Source organism: Maribacter polysiphoniae, from assembly GCF_003148665.1.
Lineage (GTDB): Bacteria > Bacteroidota > Bacteroidia > Flavobacteriales > Flavobacteriaceae > Maribacter_A > Maribacter_A polysiphoniae.
Map to the genome: position 1 here is coordinate 48,547 of NZ_QGGQ01000006.1, position 12,320 is coordinate 60,866.

The window sequence follows — 12,320 nt, forward strand, 5'->3', positions numbered from 1 at the left end:
CATTCAGTAATTGATCCTATTTTATCGTTGTAACACTATTTTTAAAGCTTCTTTCCTGAATCATCCTTTTACATATTCCTACGATATTGCCCCCCTACCTCGTACAACGCCGAGGTAATCTGGCCCAAGGAACAGAATTTCGTAATCTCCATCATTATTTCAAAAAGATTTTCATTGTGGATGGCCGCATTCTGCAAGCTTTTGATGAGTCCTTCAACCTGTTCCGCATTCGCCTTATGTAGGTTCTCCTTGGTCTGGATCTGAAATTGCTTTTCCTCCTCGGTTGCACGAATCACCTCCGCTGGCATAATGGTTGGGGACCCTTTGGAACTCAAGAAGGTATTTACCCCAATAATGGGATATCCACCAGAGTGTTTCAACGTCTCATAGTGTAGACTCTCTTCCTGTATTTTGTTTCGTTGGTACATGGTTTCCATAGCCCCTAAGACCCCACCCCGATCGGTGATACGATCAAATTCCAACAGTACCGCCTCCTCGACCAAATCGGTCAGTTCCTCAATGATGAAAGCACCCTGAATGGGGTTTTCGTTCTTCGCCAATCCCAGTTCCTTGTTAATGATCAATTGTATGGCCATTGCCCTACGAACCGATTCCTCTGTAGGCGTGGTTATGGCTTCATCATAGGCATTGGTATGCAAGGAATTGCAATTGTCATAGATGGCATATAAGGCTTGTAGGGTCGTTCGTATATCGTTGAAATCGATTTCCTGCGCATGCAAACTCCGTCCCGAGGTCTGTATATGGTATTTGAGCATCTGTGCCCGTTCGTTGGCGCCATATTTTTCTCTCATGGCCTTGGCCCATATTTTACGGGCTACGCGACCAATAACGGCATATTCGGGATCGATGCCATTACTGAAGAAGAAGGATAGGTTTGGACCAAATTCGTTGATATCCATTCCACGGCTCAAATAGTACTCCACGTACGTAAAACCATTCGAAAGTGTAAATGCCAATTGCGATATGGGATTTGCCCCTGCCTCCGCAATATGATACCCCGAAATGGATACTGAATAAAAATTACGCACCTTCTCCTTAATGAAATACTCTTGTACATCACCCATTAACCGCAGTGCGAACTCCGTTGAGAAAATACAGGTATTCTGTGCCTGATCCTCCTTTAAAATATCGGCTTGTACGGTACCCCGGACTTGGGAGAGTGTCCTTGCCTTAATCTCTTTATAGATTTCCTGCGGTAGTACTTGGTCCCCTGTCACGCCCAACAACAATAATCCTAACCCGTTATGTCCTTCAGGCAAGGCACCGTTATAATGGGGTTGCTCAAGGCCTTTTTCCTGATATATCGATTTTATCTTTTTCCGAACCTCTTTTTCGAGGCCATTTTCCTTAATATACAACTCACATTGCTGGTCTATGGCCGCATTCATAAAGAACCCCAGCAACATGGGGGCGGGACCATTGATCGTCATACTCACCGAGGTCATGGCATCTGCAAGATCAAAGCCTGAATACAATTTTTTCGCATCGTCCAAACAACAGACTGACACCCCTGCATTACCGATTTTCCCGTAGATGTCAGGACGATGGTCGGGGTCATTACCGTATAGGGTTACACTGTCGAATGCGGTTGAAAGTCTTTTGGCGGGCAGCCCCATACTCACATAATGGAAACGTCGATTGGTACGTTCAGGACCTCCCTCACCGGCAAACATACGGGTGGGATCCTCCCCTGTTCTTTTAAAGGGATATAAGCCCGAGGTAAATGGGAATTCACCAGGCACATTTTCTTGCAACATCCACCGCAGAAGGTCGCCCCAGGCTTGGTATTTTGGCAAAGCCACCTTGGGAATATCGTTGAACGATAATGTTTGGGTATGCGTTGCTATCTTTATTTCCTTACCCCTTACTTTAAAAGTGTATATGGGATCTTTATATTTCCCCACCTTTTCGTCCCATTGCAACAACATCTCCCAATAATACGGATCAAGGTCCATTTTAGCACGGTCGAATTCCTTGAACAACAACTCTAGTAGCTGTTGTTTTTCTTTATCATCCAGAACCTGTTCCAATATGGCTTCCTGTTTTAATCCTGACTTGTTTAAATAGGATTTCCCCCTATCGTCAGAAAGGCCCGCAACAGCACAAATTGTTTTAAATATGCCGTAAAGCTGCTGCGCAATTTGCACCTGCCCATTGACCTTTTGATCATAAGCCCGATTACGCTCGGCAATTTCAGAAAGATATCGGGTACGGGCCGGCGGAATCACATATACCTTTTCGGATTGTTCCTTTGAAATAGCCAAGCTGGATTTCAGGTCCGCCTCGGTCTTTTCTACCAGTCGGTCCATTATAGCCCTATAAAGGGTATTCATCCCCGGGTCGTTGAATTGTGATGCTATGGTACCAAAAACGGGTAAATCATCTTGATTTGCATGCCACAAGTTGTGGTTACGCATGTATTGCTTCTTTACATCACGTAGCGCATCAAGGGCGCCGCGTTTATCAAATTTATTGATGGCCACTAAATCGGCAAAATCGAGCATGTCAATTTTCTCAAGTTGGGTAGCGGCTCCAAATTCAGGTGTCATCACATAAAGCGACACATCGCAATGCTCTATTATCTCGGTATCGGATTGTCCAATTCCCGAAGTTTCAAGAATAATCAGGTCATAATGGGCCGCCTTTAAAATATCGACAGCCTCTTGTATATGTCTTGAGAGTGCCAAATTACTTTGACGGGTTGCCAAACTGCGCATATACACCCTCGGATTATTAATGGCGTTCATCCGAATCCTATCGCCAAGCAAGGCGCCTCCCGTTTTTCGTTTGGAAGGGTCTACCGATACAATACCAACGGTCTTTTCAGGAAAATCGATCAAGAAACGACGCACCAATTCATCGACCAGGGATGATTTTCCCGCCCCTCCAGTACCTGTAATACCCAGAACAGGAATATTTGATTTTTCATTTTTAGCTTGTAGGGCCTGCATGAAATCTTTAGCCACCTCCGGAAAATTTTCAGCAGCGGAAATCATTCTTGCAATGGCCTTGTGCTCTTTCCCTTCAATACGTTGAAGTTCATCAGTAAGACGGTCCCCAATGGGGAAATCGGAGTTTTCAACCAAGTCATTGATCATCCCTTGAAGGCCCATGGCACGGCCATCATCCGGCGAATATACCCGGGTAATCCCATAGTCCATTAAATCCTTGATTTCCTCAGGAAGAATTACACCGCCACCACCACAAAAGATCTTGATGTGGTCTGCCCCTCTTTCCTGCAACAGGTCAAACATGTACTTAAAGTACTCGTTATGCCCTCCTTGGTAGGAAGTCATGGCAATGGCATTGGCATCCTCCTGTATGGCCGTATTCACGACCTCATCAACACTCCGGTCATGGCCTAGGTGTATGACCTCAACCCCGGTCGCCTGAATAATGCGACGCATGATATTAATGGATGCATCGTGTCCATCAAAAAGTGAAGCTGCCGTAATAATACGTACTTTATTTTTAGGAATATAGGGAGTTACTTGTTTCATCTGTAATTAAGACTCGTTTTTAGGGTGGTAATTTACGGAATATTCAATAATAAGGAATGATAATTTGGAATAATTCAAAAACACAGGGTGAAACTATATCAGCTGCCTTATTGGGATCCTATTGGTGAACGGGCAAAACAACAACCAAGTAACCTTACATGCCCTACTTTGATGGGTCAACCCCAATTCCGATGGCCTCCATATCCTCGAATGCCTTTTCCTGGCAGAATTAAGTTTGTACGGATTTTCAGTCTATCCTGAAAACGGTATAATTCCTTGACCATTTGGTGGTTTTTCCCGGTTGAATTGCAATAGGGTAAAACAATTCCGGGGAAACGACATGTTTCCACCCCCAAAGATTTATTTTGTTGGTTTTAAAACCACCCCTTTCACAGATGCCAATCTTATGTTCATGTTGATGTAATTCCCAAGTAGCATTCACATCTTCCCCTCCCGAAAGATTACTGAAAAAGAACTGGTCGTTGGGCGTACCCCCAAAACCAATTTCGTTGGACCCCATGATAACCTGTTGCTCGGTATTCAAAGTTTCACCAAACCGCTCCGGTTGTAACGGAAAAGGAAATTCCAAAACATAACCACACCCCATCGATTCGTTATTTACGGCCATGAAATTGTGTACATATTCATCGGTATGAATAGCTTTTTGTCCAACATTATGCAGGGTATAATCGATAACCCAACCGCTTTCCCCTATGGTGATCTTTTTGTTCAGGACATAGGCAAAGCCGTTAACCATTTCCGAGGTACAACGGATTGTGATATCAAAGGGGGTAGTACTGACTTTGAACCGGGCCGGTTGCGTTTGATAGGCTTTATGGAATAGATACTCTTGATCCTCTTTTTTCAATAAGCCCACCCCGATTTTATGAAACCACCCTCCTATTTCGGCATCTTCAAAACCCAAGGCGGAATCTATACCGAATTCATTGTACAACCCCTTCCCCAAGTGCGTCCCATCTTCGTAATCCGTCCTTTCCACAGTAGTGATTGGACAACCTTCGAATATGACCCTGGTGATTTTTCCTGACCAGTCGAATCGCGAACCGGCATAACCCTCTTCCGGAAAGTCAAAATGAATCTCTAGGTTGCTGTTTTTTAAAATATGCGGCATACTATGAAATTAATACTAATAACAAGATTAAGAAAGCTGAATCCCAAAAACCTCCCATCGGGCAAACCGGATTCGCTTTCTGATGATCCATGGACCTACCCGATAGTTTCCAGCATTTGTTTATATATTGCTGTAATGACAATACCCCAAGACAAACACTTACCCTACTATTTCCCTATCCTACCAATCTTCCTATTACCGGACCCTTTTTCGATTCCGACATTCAAATCACCCAATTCTGCCCGGGATTGTCCAACAACTTCCATGAGTTCCTGCACTTTTTCCGGATAAGACCCAATTACATTGAACCGCTCCCCCGGATCCCTCATCATATTATAAAGTTCGGGTTTCTCCACAATCGTTGTTATCCGTTTCCCCCCGTGGCCATCATTACCGGGTTTTGCATTATAGGAACCATAGGTATGGGGTAAGACCAACTTCCAATTTCCCTTTCGTACACCATTTAGGTTGTTCTTACCGTAATAATAAAGAATGGTCTCTCGTGGGGTAGCTTCAAAATCGCCTTTCCAAAGTGATGTGATATCGACCCCATCAATTTTATTGGCCGATAAACTACCATTTGTTATCGATGCGAAGGTGGGCAACAAATCAATCGCACATGCCAATTGATTGCATACAGTGCCTTCAGGAACCTTACCTGGCCAGCGAATAATAAAAGGAACACGTTGTCCTCCTTCCCAACTCGTACTTTTTCCCTCCCGGAGACCCCCAGACGAACCTGCTTGGTTACCATAATTCAGCCAAGGTCCATTGTCTGTCGTAAAAATAAAAATCGTATTATCCGCTACATTATTCTTCTCCAATGCCTTGCTAATTTCACCTACCGACCAATCTATTTCCATCATTACATCACCATAAAGACCCTGTTCACTTTTGCCTTTGAACTTTTTGGAAACCCCGAGGGGGATATGCCCCATTGAGTGCGGCACATATAAAAAGAATGGCTGTGCCGCATTCCTATTGATAAAATCAACCGCTTTTTCGGTATAAAGCGTCGTCAGTTTATCCTGGTCTTCCAAGCTGGTGATGAATCCTGTAACTTCATTCCCGACTATCAAAGGTAATTCCGGGAAATTCCACCCATTATGATCTAACCGATCCCCTGTAACATTGCTATTTGGCCACATGTCGTTGGAGTAAGGCAAACCTACATACTCATCAAAACCATGCTGCAAGGGAAGAAACTCCTTTGGCCTACCCAAATGCCATTTTCCAAAGCAGGCAGTTGCATAGCCTTGATCCTTGAACATTTCGGCCATTGTATACTCTTTGGTATTCAACCCAATCGAATCATTAGGAAATAAAGCCCCGGAGAACCCAATCCTATTTGGGTAACACCCTGTCAACAGTCCCGCACGTGAAGCACTACAAACTGGCTGGGCAGCGTAGAAATTCGTAAACCTCATTCCTTTACTGGCCATTTGGTCTAAATTGGGCGTTTCAAAACCTGTTGCCCCATAGGACCCTACATCCCCATAACCTTCATCATCAATGAATATGACCACCACATTGGGCTTCTCGGCAATTTGCTCTTGTTTTTTTCGATCACAGCCAACAAACAAAACCGTGGACACTAGAATTAAAGTGATGTATTTTCCCATTGTTTAAAAAAGTAAATTATCATTGATCTACGAATCCGGTTATAGGTATTTCCACCTTTCGGCACACCTATTTAATGGAAAAACAAACTCTCTGGATATGACCTTTCCCAAACAATAACCGCAACCAAAAAAATTAGACCGGAAACTCCCATAAAGATAAGGGCAATTCTTGTTTTTCAACCCATGAAAGGCATGGGATTTTGGAAGGAAAATAAAATCGCCCATAGGTTTTAACCCATAGCAGCACGATTACCTTGCCGACGGTTATTCATAACAACTTTTTGATTAGGACAATTTGCCCCAAATGATAATAACAGTGTTCTATCATTCCGTCAATGTTCCTAAAATAAGTGCCGTATTTTTCATCTACAAATACATGCTTCAATTTTTCCTCGGGCAAGTTGGTTATCAAATCAACTAGCTTTTCAGTATCCATCCAAAATTGGGACAGGAAGGATTCCCATGCCAATTGGGATTCTATGGGTGGAAAGTCAAAACTGAATTTATCCTTTATATCAAGATCACCCCCTTCGAACACATTCTTTATTCCATGGATATAATAATGAATGTGTTGGGCTATGATCGCAATTGAATTCAATGCATCGATTTTAATGGTAACGGCCTTCCAATCCGTCCCCTCCAATTGCGCTTTGTAGTTGGTGTTCGCAATCCATGTACCATTTAAAACAACCTCGCGAAGTCGGTTGGCCAATTGATGTGTTTGTTTCATATTCTGGGCATTGTCCGATACCTATAGCTTACACTTTACCGAAATATATCGGGGCCAGTATTGGCCCTACTTTTCCCTTCTTCCGTACCTGCACAAGAGCACTGCCAAAAAGGGAGACAAAGCAAGATACATCGAAAGTGGGTATTATTCAACCCAAAAATATTCGTTATTAGAGGTTTTATTGTATTGGTAGGAATGCCAATCCCTTCCTAAGGGAAATTGACCATCATTTTATTGGGCAAACCCCATTTGACCCAAACAAATAGGGCCGTTATTCCAGTAAAATGTTAAAAACGCGTAAAAATTGACTAAAAATCATAAGAAAGAAGCATTTCAACCGTTATTTAAGCAATTCATCCTATTTTTATTCCTCCTAAACTATCAAAGAACCGTTCGTCAATGCAGAGATATAGAATTTTAATCGCATCTGCGCTTGTTGTCTTTACTTTATCGGCGCTTACTTCACGTCTATTAAGTCACAAGTCAAAAGATAGTACCCAAAAAGTGGGAACAGCAATATCAACCACGGAAAAAACTTCAAAAAACAAAAGGGACGCATTGCTTTACACAACCCGACAAAAAGAACTGCAAACTGCCTTAAACGTCTATTTCAAGAAAGCCATTGCCAAAGGGGATGTTATTGGGGCAGGGGTGAGTATTGTAAAAGGGGACTCCATTATAATCTCTGAAGGGTTTGGCAAAAAGAACAGTGCTGAACAAAGTACGGTAAACGGGGAAACCGTTTTTAGGCTGGGTTCATTATCAAAAGGTTTTGCCGGCATATTGGCCGCAAATATCAAAAGTGAAGGAAAGTTAAATTGGACGGATAAAGTGAGTGATTATCTTCCTGAATTTCAATTGGGTGATGGAACGAACACTTCGAATGTGACCCTAGCGAATATTTTATCGCATACATCGGGTACGCCATACCACAGTTATACGAATCTTGTTGAGGCAGGCCTACCCTTAAAGGATATAGCCAAACGTTTTAAGGAAGTAATGCCCATAAGCAAACCGGGGCTCATGTACAGCTATCAAAATGCCATGTTCGCCCTTTGTGGGGAAATGATGAAAAAAGCAACCGGTAAAAAAATCAACACCCTTTTGGACAATCGATTTTTCAAACCTTTGGAAATGTGTGCCACTACTACCGATTATGAGACCTTGACCCATGAGGCCAACATTGCCATGCCCCATGTTAAAACACGGAATGGTTGGAAGGCGGCCCATCTTAAGGATAATTATTACAATGCGGTAGCTGCTGGCGGCATCAGTTCCAATGCCCACGATATGGGCCGTTGGATGCGTTTTTTATTGGGACACCATCCCGAGGTCATGAAAAGCGAGGCCATCGACGAGGCATTCAACCCTTTTATTGAGATTTCAGGACATCGTAAATACTATCAACGATGGCCGGGCCACACGAGGTCGTATTACGGTTTTGGGTGGAGAATCCACAAGTTTACCGAAGGGGATAGCACTTTTGAAAAAACCATATGGCACCACGGTGGAAGTGTCAATAACTACAGAAACGAGATTGCCGTATATCCTGAATCGGATTTGGGAATCTGTGTATTGATGAACAATAATTCACCCCTTGCCAAGACGGTGATTCCCGATTTGTACGAGATAGTCAAAGCGGTTTACAGTCAGGCAACCCCCAAGGAATTACATCATCAGATTGCCGCCACGACCCTATAAGCTTTAGCCCACTGAAAACAACAAATGCCCCTTCATACAACATCAGGTTGTTGAGATAGTCGTTCCAAGTATAAAACCAAAGTCCTTCCCCTAATTCCATGTATCCCCATTTTATGTCACAACTGCATATTTTCAAACGGACTGTAGGAAAATCAAAGCTGCCAAACCATCACTATCGGCCAATGCCATCCATATTCCAGTTAAACCGGACATCCCTTTTAAACCATAGACAATGGGAGCAAAAAGAAGTAGGAAACGAAGTATAGCCTAAAAGGCAGCAATCTTAGGAATGACATTACCTTAAATCGCAGAAAATGGGGCAATAAAATCAGATATTCCATTGTAAGACACTTTCTTTGATACCTTCCAAGAAACGAAACAAGGAAAAAGTCTAGAATACCAAGCTGATAATCAATAATCCAAAGGTTTTTTGTAAGGGAAAGTGACATTTTTTGTTAGATTTGGAGTAACAAAATTGTTAAGTGAAATTTATACCAATACTTTTAGTGATATCATTGGCCATTACTTTACCCATGAAGGCACAAACCTTTTCGGTATCGGGGTCGGTTAAGGATATGGACAACCAAAGTATCCCCTTTGCATCGGTATTTTTACTTGGGGTGGCGGACAGTGTAATGGTAAGTGGTGTTTCAGCGGACGAAAAAGGCGGTTTCACAATACAGAATATTACCCCAAACACCTATTTCATAAAAGCCAGTTATGTTGCAAAATCCTCGGATTTGATTGGCATTGACGTTTCCAAGGATGTTAAAATAGGCACGATTATCATTGACCATAATATCGAAAATCTCGATGAGGTAGTCGTTAATTCAATGAAACCGAAAATAGAACGTTTAACAGACCGGCTAATCTTCAATGTCGAGAACACCGTAGTATCACAAGGTAGTTCTTGGGATATTCTTCAACGTACCCCAGGGGTAATAGCCATGCAAGAAGACTTAATGGTGCGTGGCCAAAAGGCCACAGTCTATATCAATGACAGAAAGGTTCAATTGTCATCGCAGGAAGTACGCGAACTATTGGATAATTATCCGGCCGGACATATTAAATCGATCGAGATCTTTAATACCCCCCCAGCGAAGTTCGATGCCGAAAGCGGTCCGGTCCTTAATATCGTGACCAACAAAAACATTTCCATGGGCTACAAAGGAAACATCAACAGCACCTATACCCAATCGATTTTCCCGAAATACACCCTAGGAACCTCCCATTTTTACAAAACTGAAAAATTAAATGCGTTTGCCTCTTATAATTATGGCCAGCGAAAGGACTTTCAAAATACCGAAAGCACCACCAATTTCATGAACAATAGTGGCATATTTTCTCGATGGTCAACGGATTATGATAAGACCACAAGAGCGAAAAACCATACGGCCCAACTGAATTTGGATTATGTGATCAATGATAGGAACACCCTCAATTTAGCCTCGACCGCATCGGTTTCCCCCAACAAGGAATTCGACAATACACAGTTTACCGAAATGCGCAATGCGGGACGCCTATTGGATTCGACCTTTATTACTGAAAGTGATCTACTCGAGGACAAGAACAGTATTTCTGTGGACCTCACCTACAAACTCAATTTTAAAGAACAGGGCGACCTTAAGTTGAACGGCCATTACACAAAATATAGCCGTACCAATAATCAAAATGCGAGGTCTGACTATTTTGACACCGATAACCAATTTATGAGAACCTTCGGTTTTTATACGGATAACCTCCAGGATATTGAAATCTACACCACCCAATTGGACATTACGACTTCCGTTGGAAGCGTTGATTTTGAAACTGGACTAAAAGGGTCCTTTATCAAATCAAATAGTAGTATTGACTATTACAATACCACAAATGAAGAACAGCTGCATATTGCAAACCTGTCCGATGATTACCGTTATGATGAAGAAGTGTATGCAGGTTACCTTAGTGCATCCAAAGACTGGGGAAAAGTTGGTTTCAAAGCCGGTCTACGTGCGGAGCAGACCAAAAGTTCCGGGTTTTCAGCTTCCCTTTTGGAAATCAACGAGCTAATGTACTTTGAGCTGTTCCCTACCTTTTACTTGACCTACACCCCCCATGACGACCACAGTTTCGCCTTTGATTATTCCCGAAAATTGACTCGCCCAAGATATGAGGATCTAAATCCGTTCCGATATTATATCAATGAAAGCAACTTTAGCGAGGGTAATCCAAACCTGCGCCCCAATTTCAGCCATAACTTCAATCTAAACTATACCTTGAAAGGAAGTTATTATTTCGACTTTTATTATCGGGACAATGGCAACTACATTTCCACCCTTGCCTTTCAGGACAACCAAAACCTTGTTTTACGGGATATTACACAAAATGTTCTTGAAAGCACATCCTATGGTTTCGATTTCAATTACGGTAAAACAGTGACCGACTGGTGGTATCTTTATACCTACATTTCCATTTTTCACGAAGATGAGACCTTTGTCGCCTTGGAAAGCAATAACCAAACCGTTACCAACTCCGTAGATGGTGGCTACATTGATTTTACCAATTACCTCAACCTTTCCAAAGACGGTACCTTTAAGGGGGAAGTGGGCATTACCTACCTATCCGGATTTATGGAGGGTTCCTATACCAAGGAAGAAACGACAAACCTTACCCTGGGTTTGCGAAAAAGCCTATGGAACAAAAGGGCCGTGGTCAGTTTACAGGCAAATGACCTGTTGAACAAAGCCAACAGTCGTATATCTTCCAAATACCTTAATCAGGACAATGCTTATTTTGTAAAGCCTGAAACCCAATATATACGTCTAGGGTTTACTTTGAATTTTGGCAATTTTAGATTGGAGGACAATCAACGTGACATTGACAAAATAGAACGCGATCGATTGGACTCGAACTAGGACCAATTCTATCATGGGCACTATCCGGTTTTCTTCCCGATAAACCGAATCACCTTACTTATACCATTATGAAAGTCGCCTTCCTTCAACTCAACATCAACCTCTTCAAGTTGCAGGATCTCGAAATTCGGGAAATCCCTTTGAATTGAATCCTTGGAAAACAGCATATCCATATTGCCAGGACCGCCCACTGCCGGATTCAACTTTCGCAACGCCAAATGTCCAACACTGAACCCTTCTAAAATCAAGAGTCCGCCCGGTTTTAGCAAATCAGCGATTTTGTGATGGTATTTTGATGCAATTTGGGGTGGAAAATGCGCAAAAATAAGGGCTGCTGCATCATATTCCTTATTCACTAATGACAAATCGAAAAACTCCCCGACTTCATAATGGATCATCACCTTTTCTTTTTCGGCCAATTTCAAGGCTTTGTTCCTCCCTTCCATACTAATATCAAAAGCACTTACCTGTAAGCCGGATTTTGCCGCATATACAGCATTTCGACCTTCACCCTCGCCTGGCAATAAAATACGGCCACTAAGGTTCTGTTGATCTATTGTACTCTTAAAAAAAGTATTGGGTTCCGTACCGTAGACGTATTCCTCCCCGGCATACCGATCGTCCCACATCGTATTCATTTTGTCCATCCTTGCATTTTACTTTAAAACAATAACTTAAGCCATTTCGGGCTGCACCCTCCTTCCGCTTCGCAAATCAAAT

General features: G+C 42.5%; 7 protein-coding genes. 2 read left to right on the forward strand and 5 right to left on the reverse strand.

From position 1 onward, the window contains the following. Positions 1-68 precede the first annotated feature (68 nt). The 4 genes from LX92_RS13310 to LX92_RS13325 all read right to left on the reverse strand — a co-directional run bounded on the left by LX92_RS13310 (position 69) and on the right by LX92_RS13325 (position 7,005). Positions 69-3,521 (reverse strand): methylmalonyl-CoA mutase family protein, encoded by a 3,453-nt coding sequence (locus tag LX92_RS13310; protein WP_109651407.1) that lies wholly within the window; start codon positions 3,519-3,521, stop codon positions 69-71. A 247-nt stretch (positions 3,522-3,768) separates the two neighbouring features. Beyond that, positions 3,769-4,653, reverse strand: a complete 885-nt coding sequence (locus tag LX92_RS13315; RefSeq protein ID WP_109651409.1) for a hypothetical protein — start codon at positions 4,651-4,653, stop codon at positions 3,769-3,771. 167 nt (positions 4,654-4,820) lie between these two features. Next, positions 4,821-6,275, reverse strand: a complete 1,455-nt coding sequence (locus LX92_RS13320) for a sulfatase family protein (protein WP_109651412.1) — start codon at positions 6,273-6,275, stop codon at positions 4,821-4,823. Between the two features lie 268 nt (positions 6,276-6,543). Continuing rightward, the gene (locus LX92_RS13325) at positions 6,544-7,005 is read right to left on the reverse strand and encodes a DUF1572 family protein (RefSeq protein ID WP_109651414.1); all 462 of its coding nucleotides are present in this window, start codon (positions 7,003-7,005) and stop codon (positions 6,544-6,546) included. Positions 7,006-7,404: 399 nt separating this feature from the next. Between LX92_RS13325 and LX92_RS13330 the strand changes: the two genes are divergently transcribed. Then, complete coding sequence (locus tag LX92_RS13330; RefSeq protein WP_109651416.1) at positions 7,405-8,706, forward strand: serine hydrolase domain-containing protein; 1,302 nt, start codon at positions 7,405-7,407, stop codon at positions 8,704-8,706. Positions 8,707-9,188: 482 nt separating this feature from the next. Further along, positions 9,189-11,600 carry an outer membrane beta-barrel family protein gene (locus tag LX92_RS13335; RefSeq protein WP_109651419.1) on the forward strand — a complete coding sequence of 804 codons (2,412 nt, stop codon included), beginning with the start codon at positions 9,189-9,191 and terminating at the stop codon, positions 11,598-11,600. A gap of 20 nt (positions 11,601-11,620) precedes the next feature. Here the strand turns inward: LX92_RS13335 and LX92_RS13340 are convergent, their stop codons facing one another. Then, a complete protein-coding gene (locus LX92_RS13340; RefSeq protein ID WP_223308370.1) occupies positions 11,621-12,247 on the reverse strand; it encodes a class I SAM-dependent methyltransferase in 627 nt (208 codons plus the stop codon). Positions 12,248-12,320: the final 73 nt, after the last annotated feature.

What these genes read in the sequence shown, in the direction of transcription:
- LX92_RS13310 (WP_109651407.1), bottom strand. Translation starts at nt 3,521, where the DNA reads ATGAAACAAGTAACTCCCTATATTCCTAAAAATAAAGTACGTATTATT.
- LX92_RS13315 (WP_109651409.1), bottom strand. Translation starts at nt 4,653, where the DNA reads ATGCCGCATATTTTAAAAAACAGCAACCTAGAGATTCATTTTGACTTT.
- LX92_RS13320 (WP_109651412.1), bottom strand. Translation starts at nt 6,275, where the DNA reads ATGGGAAAATACATCACTTTAATTCTAGTGTCCACGGTTTTGTTTGTT.
- LX92_RS13325 (WP_109651414.1), bottom strand. Translation starts at nt 7,005, where the DNA reads ATGAAACAAACACATCAATTGGCCAACCGACTTCGCGAGGTTGTTTTA.
- LX92_RS13330 (WP_109651416.1), top strand. Translation starts at nt 7,405, where the DNA reads ATGCAGAGATATAGAATTTTAATCGCATCTGCGCTTGTTGTCTTTACT.
- LX92_RS13340 (WP_223308370.1), bottom strand. Translation starts at nt 12,247, where the DNA reads ATGGACAAAATGAATACGATGTGGGACGATCGGTATGCCGGGGAGGAA.